The sequence below is a fragment of the Streptomyces sp. NPDC053560 genome, assembly GCF_044544605.1.
Lineage (GTDB): Bacteria > Actinomycetota > Actinomycetes > Streptomycetales > Streptomycetaceae > Streptomyces.
Genome location: NZ_JBITXI010000002.1, coordinates 195113 through 221365 on the forward strand (window position 1 = coordinate 195113; position 26253 = coordinate 221365).

29 protein-coding genes and 1 pseudogene are annotated in these 26253 nt (G+C 72.6%); 14 read left to right on the forward strand and 16 right to left on the reverse strand.

The genetic code is table 11. From position 1 onward, the window contains the following. Positions 1 to 11: 11 nt before the first annotated feature. A pseudogene (locus ACIGQF_RS04065) lies at positions 12 to 1250 on the reverse strand (cbb3-type cytochrome c oxidase subunit I); the annotation flags it as partial. Between the two features lie 154 nt (positions 1251 to 1404). On the opposite strand from ACIGQF_RS04065, the gene ACIGQF_RS04070 reads away from it, so the two are divergent. Continuing rightward, the gene (locus ACIGQF_RS04070; RefSeq protein ID WP_399705217.1) at positions 1405 to 3462 is read left to right on the forward strand and encodes a phosphocholine-specific phospholipase C; all 2058 of its coding nucleotides are present in this window, start codon (positions 1405 to 1407) and stop codon (positions 3460 to 3462) included. A gap of 308 nt (positions 3463 to 3770) precedes the next feature. Next, positions 3771 to 4772 (forward strand): PP2C family protein-serine/threonine phosphatase, encoded by a 1002-nt coding sequence (locus ACIGQF_RS04075; RefSeq protein WP_399706356.1) that lies wholly within the window; start codon positions 3771 to 3773, stop codon positions 4770 to 4772. A gap of 93 nt (positions 4773 to 4865) precedes the next feature. On the opposite strand, the gene ACIGQF_RS04080 is transcribed toward ACIGQF_RS04075, so the two are convergent. After that, complete coding sequence (locus tag ACIGQF_RS04080) at positions 4866 to 5237, reverse strand: hypothetical protein (RefSeq protein ID WP_399705220.1); 372 nt, start codon at positions 5235 to 5237, stop codon at positions 4866 to 4868. A 227-nt stretch (positions 5238 to 5464) separates the two neighbouring features. On the opposite strand from ACIGQF_RS04080, the gene ACIGQF_RS04085 reads away from it, so the two are divergent. Both ACIGQF_RS04085 and ACIGQF_RS04090 read left to right on the forward strand, forming a co-directional pair. Continuing rightward, on the forward strand, positions 5465 to 5980 hold the full coding sequence (locus ACIGQF_RS04085) for a hypothetical protein (RefSeq protein ID WP_361562445.1): 516 nt from the start codon (positions 5465 to 5467) through the stop codon (positions 5978 to 5980). Positions 5981 to 6084: 104 nt separating this feature from the next. Then, positions 6085 to 7524: a flotillin family protein gene (locus tag ACIGQF_RS04090; RefSeq protein ID WP_399705224.1), complete on the forward strand. Its 1440-nt coding sequence runs from the start codon at positions 6085 to 6087 to the stop codon at positions 7522 to 7524. A 42-nt stretch (positions 7525 to 7566) separates the two neighbouring features. Here the strand turns inward: ACIGQF_RS04090 and crcB (ACIGQF_RS04095) are convergent, their stop codons facing one another. The 12 genes from crcB (ACIGQF_RS04095) to ACIGQF_RS04150 form a co-directional block, all read right to left on the reverse strand. Beyond that, positions 7567 to 7941 carry a fluoride efflux transporter CrcB gene (gene crcB / locus ACIGQF_RS04095; RefSeq protein ID WP_399705227.1) on the reverse strand — a complete coding sequence of 125 codons (375 nt, stop codon included), beginning with the start codon at positions 7939 to 7941 and terminating at the stop codon, positions 7567 to 7569. After that, the gene (locus ACIGQF_RS04100) at positions 7938 to 8330 is read right to left on the reverse strand and encodes a DUF190 domain-containing protein (protein ID WP_399705230.1); all 393 of its coding nucleotides are present in this window, start codon (positions 8328 to 8330) and stop codon (positions 7938 to 7940) included. Before ACIGQF_RS04100 ends, crcB (ACIGQF_RS04095) begins: the two co-directional genes overlap by 4 nt. After that, positions 8327 to 8812 (reverse strand): fluoride efflux transporter CrcB, encoded by a 486-nt coding sequence (gene crcB / locus ACIGQF_RS04105; protein ID WP_399705233.1) that lies wholly within the window; start codon positions 8810 to 8812, stop codon positions 8327 to 8329. The genes ACIGQF_RS04100 and crcB (ACIGQF_RS04105) overlap by 4 nt, the downstream gene beginning before the upstream one ends. A gap of 302 nt (positions 8813 to 9114) precedes the next feature. Next, a complete protein-coding gene (locus tag ACIGQF_RS04110) occupies positions 9115 to 9306 on the reverse strand; it encodes a DUF6381 family protein (RefSeq protein ID WP_399705236.1) in 192 nt (63 codons plus the stop codon). 113 nt (positions 9307 to 9419) lie between these two features. Then, the gene (locus ACIGQF_RS04115) at positions 9420 to 9686 is read right to left on the reverse strand and encodes a DUF4235 domain-containing protein (protein WP_399705240.1); all 267 of its coding nucleotides are present in this window, start codon (positions 9684 to 9686) and stop codon (positions 9420 to 9422) included. Next, positions 9683 to 10126 carry a DUF3618 domain-containing protein gene (locus ACIGQF_RS04120; protein WP_399705242.1) on the reverse strand — a complete coding sequence of 148 codons (444 nt, stop codon included), beginning with the start codon at positions 10124 to 10126 and terminating at the stop codon, positions 9683 to 9685. Before ACIGQF_RS04120 ends, ACIGQF_RS04115 begins: the two co-directional genes overlap by 4 nt. Next, complete coding sequence (locus tag ACIGQF_RS04125) at positions 10123 to 10575, reverse strand: phage holin family protein (RefSeq protein ID WP_399705245.1); 453 nt, start codon at positions 10573 to 10575, stop codon at positions 10123 to 10125. The genes ACIGQF_RS04120 and ACIGQF_RS04125 overlap by 4 nt, the downstream gene beginning before the upstream one ends. A gap of 39 nt (positions 10576 to 10614) precedes the next feature. Beyond that, positions 10615 to 11724, reverse strand: coding sequence for a YhjD/YihY/BrkB family envelope integrity protein (locus ACIGQF_RS04130; protein ID WP_399705248.1), 1110 nt, complete (start codon positions 11722 to 11724; stop codon positions 10615 to 10617). A gap of 210 nt (positions 11725 to 11934) precedes the next feature. Then, entirely contained in the window at positions 11935 to 12210 is a 276-nt protein-coding gene (locus ACIGQF_RS04135) for a hypothetical protein (RefSeq protein ID WP_399705251.1), read from the reverse strand. Next, on the reverse strand, positions 12207 to 12836 hold the full coding sequence (locus ACIGQF_RS04140; protein WP_399705253.1) for an RNA polymerase sigma factor: 630 nt from the start codon (positions 12834 to 12836) through the stop codon (positions 12207 to 12209). The genes ACIGQF_RS04135 and ACIGQF_RS04140 overlap by 4 nt, the downstream gene beginning before the upstream one ends. A 13-nt stretch (positions 12837 to 12849) precedes the next feature. Then, the gene (locus ACIGQF_RS04145; RefSeq protein ID WP_399705256.1) at positions 12850 to 14400 is read right to left on the reverse strand and encodes a sodium:solute symporter; all 1551 of its coding nucleotides are present in this window, start codon (positions 14398 to 14400) and stop codon (positions 12850 to 12852) included. A gap of 165 nt (positions 14401 to 14565) precedes the next feature. Beyond that, positions 14566 to 15975, reverse strand: coding sequence for an MFS transporter (locus tag ACIGQF_RS04150; protein WP_399705259.1), 1410 nt, complete (start codon positions 15973 to 15975; stop codon positions 14566 to 14568). Between the two features lie 134 nt (positions 15976 to 16109). Between ACIGQF_RS04150 and ACIGQF_RS04155 the strand changes: the two genes are divergently transcribed. Continuing rightward, positions 16110 to 16670 (forward strand): TetR/AcrR family transcriptional regulator, encoded by a 561-nt coding sequence (locus ACIGQF_RS04155; protein ID WP_399705262.1) that lies wholly within the window; start codon positions 16110 to 16112, stop codon positions 16668 to 16670. 6 nt (positions 16671 to 16676) lie between these two features. Here the strand turns inward: ACIGQF_RS04155 and ACIGQF_RS04160 are convergent, their stop codons facing one another. Further along, complete coding sequence (locus ACIGQF_RS04160) at positions 16677 to 17405, reverse strand: BTAD domain-containing putative transcriptional regulator (protein ID WP_399705265.1); 729 nt, start codon at positions 17403 to 17405, stop codon at positions 16677 to 16679. A 410-nt stretch (positions 17406 to 17815) separates the two neighbouring features. Between ACIGQF_RS04160 and ACIGQF_RS04165 the strand changes: the two genes are divergently transcribed. The 9 genes from ACIGQF_RS04165 (at position 17816) to ACIGQF_RS04205 (ending at position 25633) form a co-directional block, all read left to right on the forward strand. Beyond that, positions 17816 to 18727 carry a zinc-binding dehydrogenase gene (locus ACIGQF_RS04165; RefSeq protein WP_399705268.1) on the forward strand — a complete coding sequence of 304 codons (912 nt, stop codon included), beginning with the start codon at positions 17816 to 17818 and terminating at the stop codon, positions 18725 to 18727. 94 nt (positions 18728 to 18821) lie between these two features. Next, a complete protein-coding gene (locus tag ACIGQF_RS04170; protein ID WP_399705271.1) occupies positions 18822 to 19850 on the forward strand; it encodes an AvrD family protein in 1029 nt (342 codons plus the stop codon). 74 nt (positions 19851 to 19924) lie between these two features. Further along, positions 19925 to 20626: an ATP-binding protein gene (locus ACIGQF_RS04175; RefSeq protein ID WP_399705274.1), complete on the forward strand. Its 702-nt coding sequence runs from the start codon at positions 19925 to 19927 to the stop codon at positions 20624 to 20626. Positions 20627 to 20711: 85 nt separating this feature from the next. Further along, positions 20712 to 21845: an NADH:flavin oxidoreductase gene (locus tag ACIGQF_RS04180; protein ID WP_399705277.1), complete on the forward strand. Its 1134-nt coding sequence runs from the start codon at positions 20712 to 20714 to the stop codon at positions 21843 to 21845. Positions 21846 to 21904: 59 nt separating this feature from the next. After that, positions 21905 to 22594: a hypothetical protein gene (locus tag ACIGQF_RS04185; RefSeq protein WP_399705280.1), complete on the forward strand. Its 690-nt coding sequence runs from the start codon at positions 21905 to 21907 to the stop codon at positions 22592 to 22594. Further along, positions 22587 to 23327, forward strand: a complete 741-nt coding sequence (locus ACIGQF_RS04190) for an SDR family NAD(P)-dependent oxidoreductase (RefSeq protein ID WP_399705283.1) — start codon at positions 22587 to 22589, stop codon at positions 23325 to 23327. Before ACIGQF_RS04185 ends, ACIGQF_RS04190 begins: the two co-directional genes overlap by 8 nt. A gap of 42 nt (positions 23328 to 23369) precedes the next feature. Then, on the forward strand, positions 23370 to 24446 hold the full coding sequence (locus tag ACIGQF_RS04195; protein ID WP_399705285.1) for an alpha/beta hydrolase fold domain-containing protein: 1077 nt from the start codon (positions 23370 to 23372) through the stop codon (positions 24444 to 24446). Next, positions 24443 to 25459 (forward strand): beta-ketoacyl-ACP synthase III, encoded by a 1017-nt coding sequence (locus ACIGQF_RS04200; RefSeq protein WP_399705288.1) that lies wholly within the window; start codon positions 24443 to 24445, stop codon positions 25457 to 25459. The genes ACIGQF_RS04195 and ACIGQF_RS04200 overlap by 4 nt, the downstream gene beginning before the upstream one ends. 27 nt (positions 25460 to 25486) lie before the next feature. Beyond that, complete coding sequence (locus tag ACIGQF_RS04205) at positions 25487 to 25633, forward strand: hypothetical protein (RefSeq protein ID WP_399705291.1); 147 nt, start codon at positions 25487 to 25489, stop codon at positions 25631 to 25633. A 39-nt stretch (positions 25634 to 25672) separates the two neighbouring features. Here ACIGQF_RS04205 and ACIGQF_RS04210 read toward each other — a convergent pair whose 3' ends face one another. Then, complete coding sequence (locus tag ACIGQF_RS04210) at positions 25673 to 26152, reverse strand: NUDIX hydrolase (protein ID WP_399705294.1); 480 nt, start codon at positions 26150 to 26152, stop codon at positions 25673 to 25675. Positions 26153 to 26253: the final 101 nt, after the last annotated feature.

Sequence of the window (26253 nt, forward strand, 5' to 3'; positions counted from 1 at the left end):
ACTCGGCTCTGCGGGTCGGGGGTCGGCTTCCGTGCGCCGTGCTCGCCGGCCGGGGGCCGGTACGCCTCGGGGTGGTGCAGGTCGAAGGCGGGCGAGTCGGAGCGGATACGGGGCAGCGCGTGGAAGTTGCGCCGGGGCGGCGGGCAGGACGTGGCCCACTCCAGCGACCTGCCCCAGCCCCACGGATCGTCCACCCGCACCTTCGCCGCGTACCTGGCGGTCTTCCAGACGTCGTGGAGGAACGGCAGCGTGGACAGGCCGAGCAGGAAGGTCACCAGGAAGCCGCCGGCCCACAGCATCGGCGTCTCGAAGGAGAGGCTGCCGCGCCACATCGTGCCGATCCAGTTGAAGAACTTCACACCCGTGGGTGCCGCGATGAGGAAGGACATCATCGAGAAGAACGGCAGCAGGACCATGCCGGTGGCGAACATGTGGTGCGCCCAGACGGTCGCCGAGAGCATCGTGATGGCGATGGTCGCGCCGACCATGCCGACGTAACCGGAGACCGGTTTGCGGCTGAAGACCGGCACGATCTCGGTGATCACTCCGAAGAACGGCAGTGCCACGATGTAGACCTCGGGATGGCCGAAGAACCAGAACAGGTGCTGCCAGAGGATCGCCCCGCCGTTCGCCGCGTCGAAGACGTGCGCCCCGAACTTCCGGTCCGCGAAGAGCGCGGCCGTGAGGACCGGGAAGGCCAGCAGCGCGGGAATCGAGGTGAACAGCACGTTCCAGGTGAAGATCGGCATCCGGAACATCGTCATGCCGGGCGTGCGCAGGCACATGATGGTCGCGACGAAGTTCACCGAGCCCAGTGTCGTACTGAGCCCGGAGAGGATCAGCCCCACGGCCCACAGGTTCCCGCCCTCCCCGGGCGTACGCACGGCCCCGTCGAGCGGTGCGTACGCGAACCACCCGAAGGACGCGGCGCCCTGCGGCGTGAGGAAGCCGGCGACCACCATCAGACCGCCGAAGAGGTACAGCCAGTAGGTCAGCGCGTTCAGCCGGGGGAAGGCGACGTCCGGGGCGCCGATCTGCAGCGGCATGACGGCATTGGCGAACCCGGCGAACATCGGCGTCGCGAACAGCAGCATCATGATCGTGCCGTGGACGGTGAACAGCTGGTCGTACTGCTCGGCCGAGACCAGCTGGAGCCCCGGCCGGGCCAGTTCGGTCCGCATGAGCATGGCCAGCACCCCCGCGAACAGGAAGAACGCGAAGGCCGTCACGAGGTAGAGGTTGCCGATCACGCACGGGCCGTTCGCCCCACGGTCGGGTCATCGGCATCTCTTCGTCACGCAATGATCGTGAGACGGGGTTTCGCTGCGTCCTCGTACGCCGCAAGAATTGCCCTGCGCACCATGCGCCTCGTCCACCCCCCACCGACGAAGAGGTCACCTGCCCATGCCGCATCTGGACCGCCGCCGCTTCCTGCAACTCGCCGGCGGCACCGCCGCCTTCACCGCGCTGTCCGGCTCCCTCGCCCGCGCCGCCGCGATCCCGGCCCAGCACCGCTCGGGCACCATCGAGGACGTCGAGCACATTGTCGTACTGATGCAGGAGAACCGGTCCTTCGACCACTACTTCGGCTCGCTCCGCGGCGTACGCGGCTTCGGCGACCCGCGACCCGTGAATCTGCCCAGCGGCAAGCCGGTGTGGCACCAGTCGGACGGCACGAAGGAGGTGCTGCCGTTCCGGCCTGAGGCCGACAACCTGGGCCTGCAGTTCATCCAGGACCTCAACCACGACTGGGCCGGCAGCCACAAGGCGTGGAACAACGGCAAGTACGACCAGTGGATACCCGCCAAGTCGGCGACCACGATGGCGTATCTGACGCGGGAGGACATCCCGTTCCACTACGCGCTCGCCGACACCTTCACCATCTGCGACGCGTACCACTGCTCGCTGATCGGCTCCACCGACCCCAACCGCTACTACCTGTGGTCCGGGTACACCGGCAACGACGGCAAGGGCGGCGGCCCGGTCCTCGGCAACGAGGAAGCCGGCTACAGCTGGACCACCTACCCCGAGCGGCTGGAGAGGGCCGGCGTCTCCTGGAAGATCTACCAGGACATCGGCGACGGCCTCGACGCGGACGGCAAGTGGGGCTGGATCGACGACGCGTACCGGGGCACGTACGGCGACAACTCGCTGCTGTACTTCGACCAGTACCGCAACGCCAAGCCCGGCGACCCGCTGTACGACAAGGCCCGCACGGGCACGAACATCAAGCAGGGCGACGGCATGTTCGACCAGCTCAAGGCCGACGTCAAGGGCGGGAAGCTGCCGAAGATCTCCTGGATCGTGGCGCCCGAGGCGTTCACCGAGCACCCCAACTGGCCTGCGAACTACGGCGCCTGGTATGTCTCCCAGGTGCTGGACGCGCTCACCTCCGACCCGGAGGTGTGGAGCAAGACGGCACTGTTCCTCACGTACGACGAGAACGACGGCTTCTTCGACCACGTCGTGCCGCCGTACCCGCCGTCCTCCGCCTCCCAGGGCCTCTCCACCGTGGACGTCGGTCCGGACCTCTACAAGGGCGGCAAGGGCTACGCCGCGGGCCCGTACGGGCTGGGCCAGCGCGTGCCGATGCTGGTCCTCTCGCCCTGGAGCAAGGGCGGCTACGTCTGCTCGGAGACCTTCGACCACACCTCCGTCATCCGCTTCATGGAGCGCCGCTTCGGCGTCCACGAGCCGAACATCTCGCCCTGGCGGCGCGCCGTCTGCGGCGACCTGACCTCGGCCTTCGACTTCGCCAATCCCGACGCGCGGCCGGCCGGGCTGCCGGACACCGAGGGCTACCGCCCGCCGGACGGCGACCGGCACGACGACTACGTGCCCAAGCCGCCCGCCGACCCGTCCCTGCCCCGCCAGGAGAAGGGCTCCCGCCCGTCCCGGGCGCTGCCCTACGCCCCGTTCGCCGACGGCAGGGCCGATGCCGCGGCAGGCAAGTACACGCTCACCCTCAGCGGGGGCGACAAGGCGGGCGCCGCCTTCTACGTCTCCGCGGCGAACCGCGGAGACGGCCCCTGGACGTACACCGCCGCCGCGGGCAAGCCGGTCTCCGACACCTGGAACACCGCTTACTCCAAGGACGTGTACGACCTCTCGGTCTTCGGCCCGAACGGATTCCTGCGCGTCTTCAAGGGCCCGGGGAAGACCGCGGGCCCGGAGGTGACCGCGCGCCACGACGCCACCTCCGGCAACGTGACGCTGACGTTCACCAACCCGGGCCGCACCGACGCTGACCTCACCCTGGCCGACGCGTACGGCAGCCCCGCGCAGACCTTCAAGGTCCGGGCGGGCGCCACCGTCACGCACACCGTCGACCTGCGCCCCTCCAAACGCTGGTACGACCTGACGGTGACGTCCGAGGCCGATGCCGCGTTCCTCCGCCGGTTCGCCGGCCATGTGGAGACCGGCGAGGCGGGCGTGAGCGACCCGGCGATCCGCACCGTCTGACGGGTACCTCCGGCGCCCGGCCGTCCGCCTCCGGGGCGGCGGCCGGGCCGGGGACTCTCCGCCCGCCCGGCGGGAACTCGGCTTCGGTTCGGTAACGGTGGAGGATATGTGTTGGTTCGACTGTGCAAATGTTGCTTAAAGTAACTTTGGCGGCGGCCCCGGGTGAAACCGATCCCCGCGGCCGCCCCCACTGAGAGGACTGACGAGCAGGAGCGGATGCGCGTGGAGCGAACTGCGGAGCGGAACGAGCGGTGAGCGGGCGCGTACATCCCGCCACGGCGGCCCTCGGCGCCCTCCCCTATGCGGTGATGGCCCTGGTCGCACTGGTGGACCTCACGGCCGGACCGGACGCCGGCTTCCTCCCGCTGGTCTCCCTGGGGCCGGCCTTCGCCGGGCTGACCGGCAGCTGGCGGCGGACCGCCCTGATCGGCGTGGTCTCCTTCGTACTCTGCCTCGTCCTCGGGGTGTACGACGGACTCTTCGCCGGTCAGCGCGGCTACACCGCGCTCCTTTCGGTCGCCGGGGTCACGGTCGCGGGCGTGGCGGCCGCGGTCATGCGGCGGCGCCGGGAGGCGGAGTTGGCGAACGTCCGCTCCATCGCCGAGGTCGCGCAGCGCGTCCTGCTGCGTCCCGTGCCGCGCGGCGCGGGACGGCTGAGCGTGGCCGTCTCCTACACCTCGGCGGTCGCCGAGGCGCGCATCGGCGGAGACCTCTACGAGGTCGTGGCCTCGCCGTACGGTGTGCGGGCGCTCATCGGGGACGTGCAGGGCAAGGGCCTGGAGGCGGTGGAGACGGCCGCGGTGGTCGTCGGCGCTTTCCGTGAGGCCGCTTACGACGAGCCGGACCTCGCCGCCGTCGGCGCCCGGCTCGAACGCGCCCTGGAACGCGACCTGCCGGACGAGAAGTTCGTGACCGCCGTGCTCGCCGAGACGGGCGCGGGCCCCACGATGACGCTGCTGAACTACGGCCACCCCGCGCCGCTGGTGGCCCGCCCGGAGGGAACCGTGGCGTATCTGACACCGCCGCGCCGGGCGCTCCCCCTCGGCCTCACCGCGCACGGGGAGGGCGGCCCGGAGCCGTACGACGTCGGCTTCGCCCCCGGCGACCAGGTGCTCTTCTACACCGACGGGGTCACCGAGGCGCGGGACGGCGACGGGCGCTTCTACCCGCTGGACGAGCGGGCCGGACTGCTCAAGGAGCCGGACCCGCAGGCCGCGGTGGACGCCATCCGCGCGGACCTCGTGGAACACACCGGCGGCCCCCTGCACGACGACGCCGCGATGCTGCTGGTCCGCTACCGCACCACCTGACGCGCCCGCCCCGCGACCACGGACGGGCCCACCGCCCTTCCCCCGTGCGCTACTTGCCGGCCTCCTCGGCCAGGGTGTGGGCGACGAGGGCGGTCAGAGGTCCAGGCGGTCCTCGACCGCGCGCAGCCAGCCGCGGGCGATCTCGGGGTTCGTGAGGGCGCGGTCCAGTACCAGGTAGAGGAAGACGCCTTCGTACCGGCGGCGCACGAGCGGGCGGATGAGGTGGTACTCGCTGTCCAGGGTGACGAGGATGTCCTCTATGCGTTCCTGGCGGTAGCCGAGGAGTTCGAGGGTGAAGAGCTTGGCGCGTACGACATCGGTGTCGCCCAGCGCGGCCATCTCCAGGTCGGGCCCCGCCTTGCCCACGGCACCCAGCGTCAGGCGGCTGAAGTAGTCCACGACGGCGGCGCCCAGCACTCCGTCGATGCGCACGATGTCCCGCAGAGTCTCTTCAATGTCTGCCATTGGCCCACCCGCCCCGTACTGGTACGGGCATCCTGCCACGCGATCGTCACACCCCGTGGCCGACCGTGGAAAGGGGCATGTGCCGCTGCCACGCGCGCCGCGAACCGCCGGTGACCCGGCATCAAGAGCGCGTAAAGATTGCCGGGTTCCGGCAATGACTTTTTCGATCGACTTCTGACAATATGTGGCTGACCAGGGAGAGAATGCGCAACGGGGGAGGTATTCCGATGGCCTGGTTTCTCGGTCTCGGCATCGCGGGGATTGTGGTGCTGGCCCTCTCGCTCGTCCTCGACGGCGTACTGGAAGGGCTCTTCGACGGCCTCGGCGTGCTCGACGGCCTCCTCGACGGAGTGCTGTCGCTGCCGGTGGTCGCCGGCTTCGTGTCCATGCTCGGCTTCGTGGGCGCGCTCGTCCTCGGCACCACCGGCCTCGGCGCCGGGGCCGCCGCGGCGGCCGGAACGCTCGCCGGGCTCGCGGCCGGCTGGCTGACCTGGCGGTTGTGCCGTGCGCTGAGGCACGGACAGACCGCGGCGACCCCGCAGGGGGACGATCTGCTCGGCACGGCCGGCTCGGTGGTCACCGCCATCCCGGCCGACGGCTACGGCGAGGTGCTGCTGCGGCTCGCGGGCCAGCCCGTGAAACTCGCGGCCAAGGGCGAAGTCCCCCTGGAACGCGGCACCGAGGTATGGGTGGCGGCCACGCTCTCCCCCACTTCGGTCGCGGTACGCCCCGTCGAGCGCTGACCCACGCTTCCGCGCGCCTCCTTCTCTCCCACCGCACCAGTCATCTCCACTTCACCAACCGAACCGATCTGCCGTCCGTGCCACGGGGGCAGGGGGGAATGCACATGAGTCCAGTCCTGACAGCGGTGGCCGGCATCGTCGTCCTGATCGTCCTCCTCGCGCTGGTCGTGATCACGCGCTACAAGGTCGCCGGGCCCAGCGAGGCGTTCATCGTCACCGGCCGGCGCGGCAAGAAGGCCACCGACCCCGAGACGGGCCGGGTGTTCACCGACAACAGCGGCCAGAAGGTCGTGGTCGGCGGCGGCGTCTTCGTCGTACCGTTCGTCCAGCAGAAGTTCACCCTGGCACTCTCCAGCCGGCAGATCCCCGTGGCCGTGCGCGGCGCGGTGACCCTGCGCGGTGTGAAGGCGAACCTCGAAGGCGTCGCGATCGTCAAGGTCGGCGGCACCGAGGACTGCATCCGGGCGGCGGCCCAGCGGTTCCTGCAGCAGCAGGACGAGATCGTCGGGTTCACGCAGGAGGTGCTCTCCGGCGCGCTGCGGGCCATCGTCGGCCGGATGTCGGTGGAGGACGTGATCCGGGACCGGGCCGCGTTCGCCGGGCAGGTCGCCGAGGAGGCCGAGGCCAGCCTCTCGGGCCAGGGCCTGGTGCTGGACGCCTTCCAGATCCACGACATCACCACCGAGGGCTCGTACCTGGAGGACCTCGGCCGGCCGGAGGCCGCCCGCGCCCGGCAGGAGGCCGACATCGCCGAGGCCGTGGCCCGGCGCGCGGCCGAACAGGCCCGGCTGAAGGCGGAGGAGGAGATCGCCGTCGCCCAGCGGACGTTCGCGCTGCGGCAGGCGGAGATCAAGGCCGAGACGGACGAGGCCGCCGCGCGTGCCGACGCGGCCGGGCCGCTGGCCGAGGCCGCGCGGCGGCAGGAAGTCCTCACCGAGCAGGAGAAGGTGGCGCAGCGCCAGGCCGCGCTGACCGACCGCGAGCTGGACACGAAGGTGCGCAAGCCCGCCGACGCGGCCCGCTACCAGGCCGAACAGGAGGCCGAGGCCCGGCGGATCGGGCTGGTCAAGGAGGCCGAGGCGGCGGCCGAGCGGGCGCGGCTCACCGGTGAGGGCGAGAAGGCGCAGCGTGCGGCGCTCGCCGAGGCGGTGCGCATCGAGGGCGAGGCGGAGGCCGCCGCGATCGGCGCGAAGGGTTCCGCCGAGGCCGAGGCCATGCGCCAGAAGGCGGACGCGTTCGCGCAGTACGGGGACGCCGCGGTGCTGCAGATGCTGGTGCAGGTGCTGCCGGACGTCGTCGGCAAGGCGTCCGAGCCGCTGAGCGCCGTGGACAAGCTGACCGTGATCTCCACGGACGGCGCCGGCCGGCTGCCGCGCGCTGTCGCCGACAACGTCGCGCAGGGCGTCGAACTGCTCGGCTCCACCACCGGCGTCGACCTCGCGGGGCTTCTGAAGGGGATCACGGAGCGGCAGGGCACCCCGGCGCCCGCGCCGGCCTCCGCGGACCCCGCCGCCTCCAACGGGAAGATCGACATCACCGGGTGAGTCCCGCTTCCGAGGGGCGGCCGGCGGTCGCCCCTCGGCGGGCTATCCCCAGACGGCCTGGGCGACGGCCGCTCCCGCGAAGGCGGCGCCGAGGCCGGCCACCACGCTCCCCACCGCGTTGGCCGCGGCGAAGAGGCGGGCCCCGCCCTCGGCCAGCCGCAGCGTCTCGTACGAGAACGTCGAGTATGTGGTCAGCGCGCCGCACAGGCCGGTGCCGGCCAGCAGCTGCACCTGCGAGGAGGCGGCGCCCGCGGCGACCGCGCCGGTCAGCAGTCCCAGGACCAGGCAGCCGACGACGTTGACGGTGAAGGTGCCCCAGGGGAAGACGGTGTCGTGGCGGGTCTGGACCGCGCGGTCGGTGAGGTAGCGCAGCGGGGCCCCGGCCATGGCCCCGGCGATCACGAGCAGCCAGTTCACCGCGTGTGGCCCCCTTCCTCGCCCCGGCCGCCCTCGGGACCGTCGTCGGCCGTCCGCCGAGGGGCCCCCCGAAACACGATCTCGCACGGGTCGACGACGACCAGCCCCTCGGTCACCAGCTCCTCCAGCTCCGGCAGGAACGCCCGGATCCGGTCCTCGGCGTCGACGATCACCACGGCCACCGGCAGATCCTCGCTCAACGACAGCAGCCGGCTCGTATGGATCACCGAGGAGGCGCCGAACCCCTCGATGCCGCGGAAGACCGAGGCGCCCGCGAGACCCGCGCGGTGGGCCCGGTGCACGACCTCGGAGTACAGCGGACGGTGGTGCCAGGTGTGGCTCTCGCCGACGAGCACGGTGAGACGGAGGGCGGAGCGGGTGGTGGTCACTGCTGCCTCCAGGACAGGACGCACCGGGTGGCGACGGCCGCGGCCCACACCGCGGCCAGCGCCGCGAGCAGGGTCAGCGCCAGGTACGCGAGACCGGTGCGGACCTCGCCGTGCCCGACCAGGCGCTGGATGTCCACGGCGTACGTGGAGAAGGTGGTGAAGCCGCCGAGGACGCCGGTGCCGAGGAACGGCCGGACCAGCCGGTGCGCCGACGGGGCCGCGGCGAGCACCGCCATGAGGACGCCGATGGCCGCGCAGCCCAGCGCGTTGACGAGCAGCGTCGTCCAGGGAAAGGCGCCGGGCGGCGTGGGCCACAGGAGCGAGGCGCCGTAGCGCGCGACGGCCCCGGCGGCACCGCCGAGCGCGACGACGGCCACGACGGGGCCCTGCCGGTGTCCGCGTACGGCGGGCCGTGTCGGGGCGCGCGGGCCGGTGTCGGGATCGACCGGTTCGTTCAGCGTGGTGGGGTGGGGCTCTGGCACGTGCTGTCTCCTACTCGCCGGGGGCGTCGGCGGCCGCGCGTGCGCAGGCACGCGGCGCGCCGGCGCGCGTCGCAAGCAGGGACCGTTGGCGGCGTCGCTGCCGCGGTTCGGGTACGGCGGGCCCCACCGCCGCGCGGGATCCGGAGATCACCGCTCCCCCAGCCTACCGGCTGCCCCTCCGGCGTCCCGCACGCCCGTCCGCGGCCGGCCGGCCGGCCCCAGCCTCCGCTCACGCACGTGTCCGCCCTCCGCGGAAGGGAGGGCGGACACGACCGCACGAGGTCACGGCGTCCGTGCGCGGGTCACTGCATGGGGAAGATGTCCCCGCTGCCCATGCTCGACTCCTGCTCCGCCTGGCTCTCCAGCTTGCGGGCCTTCTCCTGGAGCCGCTTGCGGTCCTGCGGATCGCCGGTCCGCTCCGCGGCCTCCGACAGCTCCTTCGCCTTGTCCCGCATCTGCCGGATCCGGCCGCCGACCTCACCGTCCATACCCATGATCACTCCTTGCCCGTCCGAGACACCACGTCCGAGACGCCCGCGCCCGGGAGGACGCGGGCCCTTTCAGCGAATCAGCTCTGCGGCCGCCCCGCATCCGGGGAGCCCGGCCGTCAGCCGGGCCAGGTGCCGGTCAGGCGGCGGGTGGCGGTGGCGCCGCTGCGGTCCATCGCGGCCTTGACCGTGGCGAAGATGGCACCTTGCAGCGCGGCTGCCAGCAGCACTTCCTTCCAGGTCCGCTCCTCGTCTCTGGCGCTCGGGGTGTCCCCCTCGTGCCCGAGACGCTTCCACGTCTGCTTGAACAGCGCGCCCGCGATCATGCCGCTGCAGGCGCCCAGTGCCACGCCGACCGGCGTGTACACGGCCTTCGCTGCGTTCATCGGAACCTCCTGGTGCGGCTGCCGCAGCGGCGGGACCCGCCGAGGCCGCGCGGGCGGCCGCTGCGGACGGCGACGGTCCGGGCGCCTGCCTTGTGACCGCGGCCGTGCCGGCGAACCTGCAGCCAGATGAGGACGGCTGCGGCGGCGCTCACGGCCAGCGCCGGAACGGGGCCGCGCTCAGCGGCACGGGCCGAGCCGTCCTGGGCCCGCGCGCGCGAATGGCCGACGGCTCCCCGGACCTTGGCCTTGGCGTCGCCGGCCTTGCCCTGCACCTTCGCCCTGGCTTCCCCGGCCTTCTCCTTCGCCCGCGTCTTCACGTCCGCCTTGGCGGCCAGTTCCTCCACCGTCCGGCCCAGCTCCTCGCGGGTGTGCTCCACGCGCTCCCGCAGCTGTTCCGGCGTGAGGGACGCCGACTCTTTCCTGCCCTGGGTTTCGGTCATCGGTGCGCCTTCTCCTTCACCTCGGCGACATCGGCCTTGATGCCGGCGATCGCCTCCTGGGGCGTCGGCGGGGTCGCCCGGCCGATCTCCTTCTTGCCGACCAGCGCCAGGATCCCGGCCAGCGCGAGAAGCACGCCGGTGATGATCAGGGCCGACGCCCAGACCGGCAGTACCAGCGCGAGGGCCGCGATCGCGGTGACCACCAGCGCCTCCAGCGCGAGGAATGCGACCACGCCCGCGCCGCCGAACAGCCCGCCGCCGATGCCGAATCGTTTGCCCTTGCGCACCATCTCCGCCTGCGCCAACTGCATCTCCTCGCGCACCAGCTGGGAGAGCTGATGCGAGGCGCGGGAGACCAGTTCGCCCACCGACTCCTCGGTGTGCTGCGGTCGCGGGGGCGTGTCCGGATGCGTACCGGGACGTACCGCCCGGTCCTCGGAAGTACTCATCACCGATCAACTGCCTTTCCTGGCCGCGTCCTGTGCGGATCAGACTTCGCCCGGGTTCTCGGCCCGTTCGCGTTCCTCCTCACTCCACGCGGTGGTGTCGCGCGGCTCGACGTACGGCTCGTCGCCCTGGGGGTGGCCACCGGCGACGGCCCGCTCGCGTGCCATCTCGGCGTCGAATTCCAGGCCGAGCAGGATGGCCAGATTGGTGATCCACAGCCAGACGAGAAAGATGATCACGCCGGCGAGGGTCCCGTAGGTCTTGTTGTAGGAGGAGAAGTTCCCCACGTACACGGCGAATCCGCCGGAGGCCACCATCCAGATGACCAGGGCGAGGGCGCTGCCCGGGGTGACCCACCGCAGGCCGCGGCCCTTCACGTTGGGCGCGCCCCAGTAGAGGATCGCGATCATCGTCGTGACCAGTATCAGCAGCACCGGCCACTTGGCGATCGACCAGACGGTCAGCGCGATGGCTCCCACGCCCAGCGCGTCGCCGACCTGCCGCGCGATTCCGCCGGTGAAGACCACGATGAGCGCGCTGAGGAGAGCCAGCAACATCAATACCACCGTAAGGCCCAGCCGCCCCAGCAGCACCTTCCACATCGGGCGGCCCTCGGCCATGTCGTACACGACATTGGAGCTGCGCATGAACGCCGCCACATAGCCCGAGGCCGTCCACACACCGCCCAGCAGGCCGACCACCGCGATCAGCGAGCCGACCCCGGCGTTCCCCTGCAACTGCTGCACGGCGTCGCCGATGATCTGCCGCACGGATTCGGGTGCCAGTTGCTGGAGCGTGGTCACCACCTTGCGGCTGGCCGACTCCCCCACCAGACCCAGCAGGGAGACCAGGACGAGCAGCGCGGGGAACAAGGACAGCACCCCGTAGTACGTCAGCGCCGCGGCCCGGTCGGTCAGCTCATCGCCCTTGACCTCTTTGACCGTGCCGCGCAGCACGGCCCACCAGGACTTCTTCGGCAGGGCGGTCAGCTCGTCCGGTTCCCGCCGCTTCACCAGCGGGTCGGGGCCCGGAGCCGGTGCCGCGCCTGCCTCCTGCCGCGCCGTGGGCACCCGGGCGGTCGGCTCCCCGGGACTGTCGCCGGCGCGGTGGCTGGGGCCCTCCCGGCCCCCCGGTCGCGATATCGGTGCCATACGTCGTGGGTTACCGCCCGCCCCGAGCCGAAACGGGTCCGGTGCGTACGGGCGCGGCGTTGCCCGTGGATCCGCGCGGGGAAACCCCGCTGCCACGACTCCCCCGAACGGGTGACGGGAGGCCGGTACGCGGCCTCCGCGGGCCGTTGCTCCGCGATGCCGGTGGGCGCTGTTCCGCGGTGCCGGCCTCGCCACGTGCGGACAGACCGATCAGGGCAGGCCCGTGGACACCTCGCGGGTGACCTCGCCCCCGAAGATCACATGTCCGTCCGAGGCGGCTCCGGAGAGCGCCCACAGGCCGACCGCGCAGGCGAGGACGGCGAGCAGCAGCACGACCGCGGCCAGGACGGCGCGGCGCCGCCACTCCTTGCGCCGCCAGTGCCGCCGGGCGTGGCGGTAGGCATCGGGAGACTGCTCGACGGTCTCGGCGACGCCCAGGAGCGCGGAGCGCAGCCGCTCTTCGGCGGAGGGCGGGGTCCGGTTCATCCGGCGGTTCCCTTCATGATCCGGCTCATCCTGGCCATGCCTCTGGAGGCGTGGGCCTTCACCGCCCCCGGCGAGATGCCCAGGGTCCGGGCGATCTCCGCCTCTTTGAGGTTGAGCCAGTACCGCAGGACGAGCACCTGGTGCTGACGGCCCGGCAGGGACCGTAACGCCTCGTTCACCAACCGGTGTTCGTCCCGCACGAGGACCTGGCTCTCGGCGGACGGCACCACCCTCTCGACGTGCCGCTGGGCGTAGCGCCTGACGACGCGCAGATGCCGCAGCCGCATACGGGAGAGGTTGCACACGGTCGATCTGAGGTAGCCGAGTGCGGCCTGCGGGGTCCGCAGCCGGTGCCAGCGGCGGTGCAGCTGGTAGTACGCCTCGGCCACCACGTCCTCGGCCTCGCCCGCGGAGCCGAGCAGGACCGCCAGCCTGAGCAGGCCCTGATAATGCGTCTCGAAGAGGTGGGCGATGGCGGCGTCCCGGTCCGCCTCGGTCAGGTCGAGCGGTTCCCGGGAGGACGGCCGGTCCGGCTCCGGCAGCCCGTCGTCCACCGCCGTGCAGCCGTTCACAGGGAAGCCCCCGGCGGACGGGCCACCGTGCATCTCATGGGTGAGGGAGTGCATCCTGTGCTCCTGTTCAGTCGACCCGTACGGCGAACGGGGAGCCCTTGCGCCGCCGGCCGCCGGGCTCGGTCAGGGCCTCGCTCCTGCGCGGCACACCGATCCGGTCGAGCAGCACGGTCAGGGCCACGGCCACGAGCAGGTTCACCACGAGCGCCGTGACGGCGACGTACACGGGAAGGCCGACCGGGCCGATCCCCACATAGGTCACGGACGCGAAGCCGCCGCGCACGGTCATCCCCGTCCCCACCGCCATGCCCACGGCCCAGCCCACGAGCAGCGCCCGGTGGTGGAACCAGCGGGTGAACGGCGCGAGGCCGACGGCGGGCACGGTCTGGACGATCCAGACCCCGCCCAGCAGATGGAGGTTGACCGCGTCCTGCGGAGGGAGGGACAGCGCGAAGGCGAGCGCGCCGGCGGTGAGCACGGCGGCGGCGAACCGGGCCGCCCGCACCTCGTGCTTCGGGGTCGCCGTCGGGTTGAAGAACTCGCTGTAGATGTTGCGCGCCACCAGGGTCGCCATGCCGATGGAGATCACCGCGGCCGGCACGAGCGCCGCGACGGCGAGGACTCCCAGCAGGAGTCCGGCGGGCCAGTGCGGGACGAGCCGGGTGAGGAGCGCCGGCACCGCCAGCTCCGCGTGTCCCGCCGGGGTCTTCACCCCCAGCGCGAGCGCCACGAAGCCGAGATAGGCGAAGAGGCCGAGCGAGCCGGTCCACAGCGGCAGCGCCAGGGTCGCGCGGCGGACGGTGTCGGCACTGCGCGCGGCCAGCGCCACGGTGAGCAGATGCGGGTACATCAGCTGCGCCAGGACGGAGCCGAGGGCGAGCGTGACGTACGCGGAGTACGAGCTCGGCGGCGTGACCAGGGAGAGGTGGTCGGCGGCCAGCCGCCGGGCGGACTCGGCGAACACCTGGCGCGGGCCGGCCGTGTGCCGGCCGACCAGGAACAGCGCCGCGGCCAGGGTTCCCATGAGCAACGCGGCCTTGAAGCAGGCGAAGACGACACCGGGCCGCAGTCCGCCGGGGAGCAGTACGGCGGCGAAGGCCGCGAACACCACCACGATGGACAGCACGCCGGTCGCGCCCGTGGGGCTGATGCCCATGGCGCGCAACGCGGCTTCGAGGCCGACGGCCTGGAGTGCGAGGTAGGGCATCGCGGCCACGACTCCGGTGACCGCGACCGCCAGCGCGAGTGCGTGCGACCCGTGCCGCGCGAGCGCCACGTCCGCGGTGGTGACCAGGCCGTGGCGGCTCGCCAGGTCGCGGAACCGGGGCAGCACGACCAGCGCGACGGGGGTGAGGAGCAGCGTGTACGTCAGGGCGTAGAGCCCGAACCCGCCCGTGCTGTAGGTGAGTCCGGGCACGGCGACGACCGTGTAGGCCGTGTAGACGGTGCCGCCGAGCAGGACGGCGACGCGGCCGGTGCCCAGCTCGCGCCCGGCGAGTGCCCAGCCGGCGGGGTGCGGCAGTTCGGCGGGGGCCGACCGGCGGGCCAGCAGCCCGCCGGCGCCGACGACACCGGCCACGAGCAGGGCGAAGGCGACGAACGCACTGTTGAAGGACATCCGCCACCTCTGCTGTCCGACCCGCCGCGCGGGCTCCCCGATGCAGGACGGTAGACGCACTGACCGACCCGTGCAACACATTTCGGAATATCGATTCCGCAATGCAGAAGGTACGGACCGGCCTTCTGACCGTCGCGCGGAGCACCCGCCCCGCGGCGGGGCGCGTCAGGCGGCGGTCTCGGCGGGGGTACGGACGAACCGCCAGGTGAGCAGCGCGGAGAGGGCGTACGCGAGGCCGATGACGAGGAAGGAGGCGGCGGCACCGCGGTGGACCGAGTCGAACCCGTCGAGCAGGACCGCCATGAGGGCGATGCCCACGAGCGCGCCGATCTGCCGGTTGGCGTTGAGCGCGGCGCCCGCGATGTTGGCCTGCTGCGGTCCGGCCGCCTCCATCATCGACGCGGTCAGGGCGGGAACGATCATCCCGACGCAGAAGTTCGCGATCACCATCAGGCCGGCGAGCAGCCAGTACGGCATGGTGGCGGAGACGGTGACCAGCGCGAGCGCGCACACGGCCGCCACGGAGAAGCCGGCGATCAGCAGGCTCCTGGCGCTGCACTTCTGGGAGAGCCTGGAGAAGGCCAGATTGCCCACCAGGATCACCGCCATGACCGGCAGCAGCTGCAGGCCCGCGGCGAACGGCGACGCGCCGCGCCCCTGCTGGAGGTAGAGGCTCAGCATGAACGAGCCGCCGAACAGCCCGACGTTGAGCAGGAACCCGATGGCGTTCGCGGCCGAGAAGCGGGGGTCGCCGTAGAGCGCGCGCGGGATGACGGGGGTACCGGCGCGCCGTTCGTGCGCGACGAAGAGCGCGCCGCAGAGCACGGCCGCCGCGCCCGCCGCGAGGATGACCGCCGAAGTCCAGCCGTACGACCCGCCTTCGATGAGCGCGAAGCACGCCGCGGCGAGGGTCGCGAAGCTGAGCAGATGACCGGTGACGGCGGAGGTGCCCGGCGCCGGGTCCGGTGCGGGGATGAGGCGCGCGGTGAGGACGAGGCCGATCAGCCCGAGGGGCAGGTTGAGCAGGAAGATGCTGCGCCAGCCCAGGAGTTCCACCAGCACACCGCCCACCACCGGGCCGAGCCCCGTGGCGGTGGAGACGATCGCCGTCCAGATGCCGAGCATCTTGGCCCGTTCGGCCTTGTCCGGGAAGGAGAGCACGAGCAGCGTGAGGGAGCTGGGCATGAACAGCGCGGCCCCGACGCCCTGCAGCAGCCGGGCCGCGATCAGCGTCTCGGCGGAGGGGGCCAGGCCGCAGGCCAGCGAGGCCAGGACGAACAGCCCCATGCCCCACGAGTAGGCCTTCTTGGCGCCCACCCGGTTGGCCAGGGAGCCGCCGAGGAGCAGGAAGGCGGCGAAGGTGAGGACGTAGCCGTCGACCACCCAGGCGAGTTGGGACAGGCTCGCGTCGAGCCGGTCCTTGATGCTCACGCCCGCCACGTTGACGACGGTGGCGTCCAGCGTGGCCATGACGAAGCCCATGGCCAGCGCCACGAGCCTGACCGTTGCCGCGCCCGGACGGGCGGATGGTGCCTCGGCGGGCGAGCCGGTGCTCGCCGTCTGCGTCGTGGTCATGGCTCCTCACATCTCGTTGCCCCACGCGCGTGGGGGTAAGTACCCTGTCCAGAACCCGAATTCCGGATCCGATGAGAACTTACCCGAACCGGAGTTCCGGTTCCGTAGATGCGGATGGAAGTGAGGAGCGTCACATGTCGGCCGCAGAGGCGAAGGCGACCAAAGTGCTGCGCGCGGACGCCCGGCGCAACCAGGACCGGATCGTCGAGATCGCGGAGGAGCTGTTCACCCGGCACGGCAAGGACGTGCAGATGAAGCAGATCGCCGAGCGCGCCGGCGTCGGCGTGGCCACGGTCTACCGGGTCTTCGCCTCGAAGGACGCCATGGTCGGGGCCATCGCCGCACGCCGCTTCGAGCGGTGCCTCACGGCCGCCGAGGAGACCCTGGAGAAGGACGGCGCGGCGGCGGCGCTCCGGGAGTTCCTCCGCCGTCTGGCCGCCGTGTTCCAGGGCAGCGGCGCCGAGCTCCGCTCCCTGCTCTCCGAACTCCCCGCCGACCAGCGACCCACCAAGCAGAGCGACCTGGTGCCGCGCCTCGTCGCCCTGCACGGCACCTGGACCGCGGACGGGGCGCTGCGCCCGGCCCTCACCGTCGAGGACCTGCGCGCCGTCATCTGCGGGCTCACCACTTCCGTGGCCTGCGGACTGGACGCGGACCTGGCGACGGACGTCTTTCAGGCGGGCATCACCGCCTGAGGCGTTTCACCCCGCGAGGCGTTGCATGAATTCCCCGCCGCTGAGTTCCGGATTCTGCCCCAGAATCTTGGTTTCCATGATGCGCAGCGGAAGTGAGGGCTCAATGCCGAGTTCGTCCGCGAAACGCCTCTTGAGTTCGCGGTACGCATGGAGCGCCTCGACCTGCCGGCCCGCCCGGTAGAGCGCCAGCATCAAATGGGAATGCAGCTGCTCCCGGAATGGATGAGCGGCCGCGCAGGACATCAGTTCCGGAATGACCAGATGATGCCGGCCCAGCTGGATTTCCAGGTCGAAGTACCGCTCCAGCGCGGCCACGCGTTCCTCGTCGAGCTGCGCGGCGGCGGCCCGTACGGACGGGCTCTCCAGGCCGTCGGCGGCGGGCCCCCGCCACAGCGCCAGCCCCTCGCGCAGCAGCGCCGCGGCGTCCGCGCGACGCCCGCCCGACTCCGCGTCCGCGGCCTCGCGCAGCAGCCCGCCGAACCGCCGGACGTCCACGCACCCCTCGGGCACGCACAGGCGATATCCGCCGGTCTCGGTGCTGATGGCGCCCGGCAGACCGCTCTCGGTGAGCAGCTTGCGAAGCCGGGAGACGCAGATGCGCAGTTGCGCCGCCGCCGTCTCCGGCGGCCGCTCGCCCCAGATGCCGTCAATGAGCCGGGCGGCGGTCATGGTCCGGCCGGATTCGAGCAGCAGCAGGCACAGCAGCGTCCGCTGCCGGGCCCCCGGCACGGGCACCGGCCGACCCGAAACATGGAATTCAATAGGCCCGAGAATTCGAAAATCAAAAACCTTATCTTGCGCAGTTGAATGCACAGTATCCCCCGTTCTGGACAGCCGAGCTCGGCGGCCGAAAGCGTACTGCTTACCGACGGGTAACCTTCGTGACGAGGGTCACAGGAGAATCTTTACCGCCCAGGTAAACCCTTTTAGGGGGTCGCGCAACAATACGAAACAAGGGCGCCGGAAAAGGCTTTCGGGAAGGCCCCGGAGACCGGCCCGACCACCCCTGCGGCAGACGCGGTACGCCCGTGATGCACGGCGGATACAGCCCGGATAGGCGGCTTCCGCACAGTGGTTCCGCCACGAGGGCTGCTCGCTCCCGGGGCCTTCCCAGTTCGTCCGCCCTTTTCCGAAAGGCATTCGTCATGCGTGCCCTCATGCCCGCCCCCGACGCTCCCGCCGGCCTGGCCCTCGCCACCGTCGACGCGCCCGAACCCCGGCCCGACCAGGTGCTCGTCGAGGTCCGTCACCTCTCCCTCAACTACGGCGAGCTGCACTTCCTCTCGCGCTTCCCCGCGGGTGCGATCCCGGGCTGGGACGCGGCCGGCGTCGTGGTCGCCGCGGCAGCGAACGGGACGGGCCCCGCCGTGGGCACCCGGGTGCTCAGCTACGGGATGGGCGGCGCGTGGGCCGAGCTGCGCGCGGTCGACCTGGACGAACTCGCCGTGGTCCCGGACTCCGTCGACCTCGCCCGCGCCGTGACCCTGCCCGTGGCGGGCGTGACCGCGCTGCGGGCGCTGCGCACCGCCGGACCGCTGCTGGGCCGCCGGGTACTGATCACCGGGGCCTCGGGCGGCGTAGGCCGGTTCGCGGTACAGCTCGCGGCACTCTCCGGAGCGCAGGTCATCGCGAGCGTCGGTGCCGAACAGCGCGGGCGCGGGCTCGCGGTGCTGGGCGCCGACCAAGTGACCGTCGGCCTCGACGGCATCACCGAGCCCGTCGACGTGGTGCTCGACACCGTGGGCGGCCCGCAGCTGGTCGCGGCGTACCAACTCCTCGCCCCCGAGGGCACGGTGCTGAGCATCGGCTGCGCGTCCGGCGAGGCCGCCGTCTTCCCGCCGTACTCGACCGTCGGCCCCGGCCGGTCCCTGGTCTCCTTCCGCATCGGCAACCGGCTCGGCGCCGACATGGCGGTCCTGCTCCACCTCCTCGAACAGGGTCGGCTGAGCCCGGAGGTGGCCCACCACGCGCCGTGGGAGAAGGCGGCGGACGCGGTGGACGCCCTGTTCGGCCGGCAGCTGCGCGGCAAGGCCGTACTCGACGTGAGCGCGGCCTGAGCACCGGTGCGCAGCCACCGGACCTCCGTCCGCCCCCGGCAGACACACGTTCGTCCGCAGGAACCCAGCTGTTCCGGAAAGGAATCACCGCGACATGTCCGTGCAGGCGCAGACACGGCCCCGAGGGGTGGACGACCTTCTCGGGCCGGGTGAGGGCCGGTTCTTCGGCGCGGGCTTCCGCCGCATCCGGCACACGCTCACCGCTCTCACGGCCGACGCACCGGCCCCCGGCACCGGCACGCTGCGGGCCACGGTCGGCCTCCACTACCCGGGCGACTGGTCGTCGAAGCCGGGCCAGGAAGCGCTCCGCCCGCATCTGAGCAGCGTCGACGCGTTGGTGATCGGCGTCCAGCTGTGCGAGGTGCTGCTCGCGCACGCCTACGGCCTCGGCGCCGAGGAGCGCCGGGTGACCTGGCTGCGCGGCTTCGAGATGCGCTCCGGGGCGAACCCGCAGGAGGAGCTGGCCGACTTCGCCGTCTCGGCCGAGCTGGTCAGCACGGAACCGGTCGCCGACCCGCTGTCCCGGGCCGCCGTGTCGACACTGCGGTGCAGGGTCGGTTCGATCAAGGTGCGGTACGAGATCGCGCACCCGCCCGGGGACCACCGCACCGGCACGGCGACGTACACCGATGCCGTCGAGGCGCTCGGCCCGGCGGAACACCGCTTCTACGGGGAGCGGTACAAGCGGCGCCTGCACCGGATCGAGGACATCGCGACAGCCGCCGGCACGCCCGCACTGACCGCACTGGTCGCCGTGCGCGACGAGGCCGCGGGGACGGTGGCCGATCCGGGCCTGGGCGGCGCCTTCCCGCAGGCGGTGTCCATGGTGGACAGCACCATCGTGCTGGCGCAGATGGCACAGGTGCTGCTCTACGAACTGGACGGCATCGGCCGCGCGGAGAGCGACACGCTCTGGATGCGCCGCATCCACATGACCGCGCAGAGCCCCCTGCAGCCCATGCTCCACCCCTTCGTCGCGGCGACCTCCATCGTGCGGCACAAGACGCTGCCGATGGGCGGGGACACCTGGCGCACCGCGGACTTCGCCGGTGACGTGCAGGGCATCCACGCCGAGTACGCCCTCGCGCACCGCCTGCCCCGGTCCGCCGCGCGCCCCCACTGACCACGGCCGGCCCGCCGGCCGCCCGCCGCCCGGCGGCGCCGTGCGCGCCGCCGCCCACCGAACCCGAGGCACACATGAAGATCGCCGTATCCGGCACCTACTCGTCCGGGAAGACGACCACGTCGCTCGCCCTGGCACACCTCACCGGCATCCCCCGGACGCATGCGAAGACCATGCGGGAGATCCTGCCGGAGGCCCTGCCCGGCAAGCGCCTGGAGGACTGCACGGCGCCCGAGCTCTTCCAGCTGGGCATCCGCCGGTACGCGGAACGCGCCGTCCACGAAAGCCACTTGACGGGCGGCTTCATCTCCGACGGCTCCTCGATCCACGAATGGGTCTACGGCAAGGTCCGCGTGCTCGTCGGGATCCACCCCGACGACTCCGTCGAGACGCCCGGCGAACGCACGGCGGAGATGGCCTTCTACGAGGAGGTCATCGACAACATGGGCGCGGTGATGAAGCAGCACGCCCGGCGCACGTACGACGTGTTCGTACACCTCCCCGTGGAGTTCCCGCTGGTGGCCGACGGGCACCGGCCGGTCTCCGAGCGGTTCCGGAAGCTCTCCGAGGAGCTGCTGCTCAACACCCTCGACGAATACGCCATTCCGTACCACGTCGTGGGCGGCAGCATCCCCGCGCGCCTCGAAAAGATCGTCGAGCTGCTCCGGCTGCCCGTCCGCATGCCCGTCGAGGACGCCGTGCTGCGCGCCGAGAAGGAGATGGCGCTGATGGACACCGCGCCGGAGACCGAACGCGCGCCGGCCACCGCCTCCTGACACGGCAGGCGGCCGGCCGTGTCCCGGCCGCTCCACGCCCCGCCCTCGCGCCCTCATCTCCCCTACACCGATCGGAAGCCTCACCATGACCTCCGCCCCCGCCCGCGACACCCACCCCTCCGTACAGCCGCTCTTCGAGCCGCTCGCCCTGGGCGACGTCACCCTCGACAACCGCTTCGTGATGGCCCCCATGACCCGCAGCGCCTCCCCCGGCGGCGTGCCCGGGGAGGACGTGGCCGCGTACTACGCCCGGCGCGCGGCCGGGGGCGTCGGCCTCGTCATCACCGAAGGCGTCACCGTCGACCACCCCGCCGCCTCCAACGGCACCGCCGTTCCCCGCTTCCACGGCGAGGACGCGCTCGGCGGCTGGTCGCGCGTGGTCGAGGAGGTGCACCGGGCCGGCGGGAAGATCTTCCCGCAGCTGTGGCACGTCGGGGCCGACCGGCACGGCGCTGACCTGCCGCACCCCGACGCCACCCCGGTCAGCCCGTCCGGGCTGCTCAACCTGCAGACGTCCAACGGCGAGCCGCTGACGCAGCGGGGCATCGACGAGCTGGTCGCGGCGTTCGCCCGGGCCGCCGCCGACGCGCGCCGTACCGGTTTCGACGGCATCGAACTGCACGGCGCGCACGGCTACTTGATCGACCAGTTCCTCTGGCAGGGCACCAACCGGCGCACCGACCTCTACGGCGGCGGCCTCCGGAAGCGGGCCCGCTTCGCCGCCGAGGTGGTGGCCGCCTGCCGGGACGCGGTGGGCAGCGGCTTCCCGATCGTCTTCCGGCTCTCGCAGTGGAAGATCACCGACTTCTCCGCGCAGCTGGCGGCCACCCCGCAGGAGCTCGAAGAGCTGCTCGCGCCGCTGGCCGAGGCCGGTGTCGACGCCTTCCACTGCTCCACCCGCCGGTTCTGGCTCCCGGAGTTCGGTGACTCCGGCCCGGGGCTCGCCGGCTGGGTGAAGAAGGTCAGCGGCCTGCCGACCATCACCGTGGGCTCGGTGGGGCTGGACAACAGCGAGTTCCAGACCGCGCTCCTGGAGGGCAAGGGCGCGGCGAACGCACCGCTCGACCCGCTGGTCGAGCGCTTCCTGGCGGGCGAGTTCGACCTGGTGGCCGTCGGCCGCGCGCTGCTCGGCGACCCGGAGTGGGTGGCCAAGGTCCGCGAGGCCCGTACGGACGAGCTGAAGCCGTTCGACGCCAGTGCGCTGCAGGACCTGCACTGAACCCGAGGGGCGGGGCCTGCCCCGCCCCGAGCACGTGAGCGATCTGGAGACCGACACGCATGGCAGCCGCGACACCCGCCCCCGGGGCGGGGCATCGGCCCACCCCGCCCACCGTCCTGTGCGCGGGAGTTCTGATCATCTTCGAGGGTGCCGCCCGGCTCCGCTGGGCGGTCGACGGGGCGGGCGACTGGACACCCGTGGCGCTCTGGCCCGACGCCCGGGAGGCCGACGAGGTCGCGGAGCGCCTGGCACGGCGGCAGCCGCTCCTTGTGGTCCTCGACGGGCTCGACACGCCTGAGGGGTTCGGCGCGCAGGGCGTGATCGATGCGCATGGCGTGATCGACGCACCTGCCGGGCCCGACGCGCATGCCGGGCCCGACGGGCTCGGTGTCACGGTGCCCGTGTGGCGAGCCGAACTGGACCGGGCCCCGGCGGATCTCGCCGCCCTGGCCACCGGCGACGGCGACCTCCTCGATCTGCGGGTGCCGGCGCTGACCTGGCTGCCGGCGGAACTGCGGCAGCGCGGTACGGAGTTCTGGCGGGCGACCGGGGCCCGTACGGCCGACGTGCCCCCGGCCCTCCTGCCGCCGCTGCTGCTCGACGGGGCCGGCGAGGCCGCCGACGGCTCCCGCGGCGCCCACCCGCACGTGCGGTTCGCCCGCCGTTCCCGGCCCTCCGCCCTGACCCCGCGGCACCTCGCGGCCGCGGCCGCTCACGCCTTCCCGCCCCAGGAGACCCCCTGTGTCTGATCCGCTCCCCCTCGACGGCCGGGTCGTCGCCCTCACCGGCGCCGGCCGCGGCCTCGGCCTCCGCACGACGCGGACGCTCCTCGAACGCGGCGCCCACGTCATCGCCAACGTACGGACGCCCACGGACGAGCTGACAGCGCTCGGCGACGCGCACGGGGGCCGGCTGCACGTCTGCCGGGGCGACATCGGCGAGGAGTCCACGGCCGAGGAGATCGTGCGGTGTGCCGCCGGGCTCGGCCGCCTCGACGCCCTCGTCCACAACGCCGGCATCGCCAAGGACCAGCCGCTGGTGCGGATGCCGGCCGAGGACTGGGACGCGGTGCAGCGCGTCAATCTGCGCGGCGCCTTCCTCGCCACGAAGCACGCCCTGCGGCCGATGATGCGGGCCCGCTCGGGGCGCCTCGTCTACGTCTCCTCCGTCGTCGCGCAGACCGGCAACGCGGGCCAGGCGAGCTACGCGGCGAGCAAGGCCGCGCTGCACGGCCTGTCGCTCAGCGTCGCCCAGGAGTACGCCCGGTACGGCATCCGCAGCGTGGTCGTCTCCCCCGGCCTGCTCGACACGGGGCTGGCCGGGGCGCTGCCGGAGAAGGTCTTCGAGCAGAAGGCGGCGCGCTCGCTGACCGGCGTAGTCCCGGCGGAGCGGGTCGCGGCCGCCATCGCGTACCTGCTCCACCCGGACTCCGCCGACATCAACGCCACGGTCCTCCGCATCGACGGCGGCATCGCGTACTGACGTACGCCGCGACCCACCACGAGAGAAACGGAGCACGGCCCCATGCCTTTGGACCCCGAGGTGCGGCGCGTCGTCGGCACCCTGCCGACGGTGGACTGGGATTCGGGCCCCGACCCGGCGGCACTCCGCGCCGCGCGCCGCCGCCTCCCGGGCCCCGTCCCGCCCGGCCTGGCGATGCACACGGTCGAGGACCGCACGGTACGAGCGGAATACGGCAGCGGTGACGGTCGCGCGGTGCGGGCGGAATACGGCGGCAGCGACGGGCACGCGGTACGGGCGGAGTCCGGCGACGGTGACGGGCACGCGGTACGGGTGCGCTGCTACCGGCCGTCGGCCCGGCGCGATCTGCCCCTGGTGCTGTTCTTCCACGGCGGCGGGTTCGTCCTCGGCGATCTGGACACCCAGGACGCCCTGGCGCGCCGTATCGCCCGGGACGCCGAGGCCGTCGTCGTCTCGGTCGACTACCGGCTGGCGCCCGAACACCCGTGCCCCGCGGCCCCCGACGACGCATTCACCGTCTACCACTGGGCGTTGCGCCATGCCGCCGCGGAGCTGGGCGCCGATCCCGGCCGGATCGCCGTCTGCGGGGAGAGCGCGGGCGGGAACCTGGCGGCGGGCCTGTGCCTCCGGGCCCGGGACGCGGGCCTGGCGCTGCCGGTCCTGCAGCTGCTCTGGTACCCGAGCACCGACTTCCGTGACACGCCCTCCCGGCACGAGAACGCGCACGCCCCGCTGCTCACCCGCGCGGCCCTGCGCTGGCTGGACGCCCAGTACCTGCCGCCGGGGCTGCGGGCCGAACCGCCCGCGTGGGCCGCGCCGGCCCGCGCCGCCTCCCTGCACGACCTGCCCGCCGCGTACGTCCTGGTCGCGCAGTACGACCCGCTGCGCGACGAAGGAGCCGACTACGCCCGGCGGCTGCGGGACGCCGGGGTCGCCGTCCGGCTCGACCTGTGCCCCACGATGCCGCACGGCTTCCTGAGCCTGATCGGTTCGGTGCCGTCCTGCGCCGCGGCGGCCGCTGACTCCTTCGCCGCGCTGCGGCAGGCGCTGTGGCCGCACACCCCCACGGCCGGCGACCTGCCGCCCGCCCCTCCCACCGCCCGACGGAGCCAGTCGTGACCCACAGCGCCCTTCCCGCCCCGGCCAGGACCGCCCACCCCGGCATCCTGGGCGTCGGCGCCTACCGACCGCACCGCGTCGTCCCCAACGAAGAGATCTGCCGGCACATCGACTCCTCCGACGAGTGGATCAGGACCCGCAGCGGCATCCGCACCCGGCGCTGGGCGTCCGCCGAGGAGACGCTCGTCGCGATGGGCGCCCACGCCGCCGGCAAGGCGCTCGCCCAGGCCGGCGTCCGGGCCGACCAGGTCGACTGCGTCATCGTCGCCACCTTCACGCACATGCAGCAGACCCCGGCGGCGGCTCCCCGGATCGCCGACCGCGTCCAGATTCGCGGCGCCGCCGCATTCGACGTGTCGGCGGGCTGCGCGGGCTTCGTCCACGCCCTCGCCCTCGCCGCCGACGCGATCCGGGCGGGCACCTCGCGGTACGTCCTGGTCGTCGGCGCGGAACGGATGACCGACCTGCTGGACGTGACGGACCGGTCCACCGCGTTCCTCTTCGGCGACGGCGCCGGAGCCGTCGTCCTGGGCCCCGTGGGCGCCAACGCCGTCGGCCCCGTCGTCTGGGGCGCAGACGGGTCCCAGGCCGACGCCATCGCCCAGACCACGCCCTGGAACGAGTGGCACGGGTCGACCGGGGAGCACGCCGCCCGCCGTCCCGCGCTGCGCCAGGACGGCCAGCGCGTCTACCGCTGGGCCGCCTTCGAGATGGCGAGGGTGGCCCAGCAAGCCCTCGACGCGGCCGGCCTGACGCCCGCCGATCTCGACGCGTTCGTCCCGCACCAGGCCAACGTCCGCATCATCGACCACCTCGCCGACCGGCTGCGGCTGCCCTCCCACGTCGCGGTGGCCCGGGACGTCGAGACCACGGGCAACACCTCCGGCGCCTCGATCCCCCTGGCCCTGGACCACCTCCTCCAGCAAGGCACCCTCAACCCCGGCGCCCGCGCCCTCCTCCTCGGCTACGGCGCAGGCCTCTCGTACGCGGCAACGGTGGTCACGTTGCCGTGAGGTCCGGGGGGGGACCGGTGCGGCTGGTTGTCCGACAGATTCCAGGCGCTCGTGGCGCCGGCCGCCGGCGCGGGGACACTTCAGTCCGTGGACGACCGGGGCAATGTGCCCTCGTGCGCCTTCAAGTGCGTGAAGATCAAGCGCAACTACCGGTTCCACGCCGGCCGGCCCTGAGCCGAGCGCCCCGGGCCCGCCGCGGCAGGTGAGCGGGGCTCAGGCCTCGTCGATGCCCTCGAACCACGTGGGCGCGTCCTCCGTGGCCTGCTTGATCCGGTCGAGCGCGAACGCCTCCATCGGCGGCAGCGCGTCCCGCTCGAACCAGCCGACCTCCAGCGACTCGTCGTCGTTGACACGGGCCTCGCCGCCCGTGGCACGGCAGAGGAAGCAGATGTCCATGAACTGGCAGCGGTCGCCATTGGGGTACGTGACCGGGTCCAGGGCCTGTACCAGGAGGACGCGCTCCGGGACGCAGTGGACGGCGGTCTCCTCCAGGACCTCGCGGACGGCGCAGACCGCGGGCTGTTCGCCGGGGTCGGGAATGCCGCCGATGATCGACCAGCGGCCGCTGTCCGCGCGTCGTCCCAGCAGCACCCGGCCCTCGTCGTCGAGGACGATGGCGCTGACACCTGGCATCCAGAGCAGCTGGTGGCCGGCGGTCGCGCGGATCTCGCGGATGAAGTCGGGTGTCGCCATGCCCCGCACCCTAGCGAGCGCCCGACGGCGGGACGAAATACTTCCGGCGCGTTACGGGGCTTTCCGCCGTCCGTGCGACCAGGCCCGGGGGCCGTCGCTGG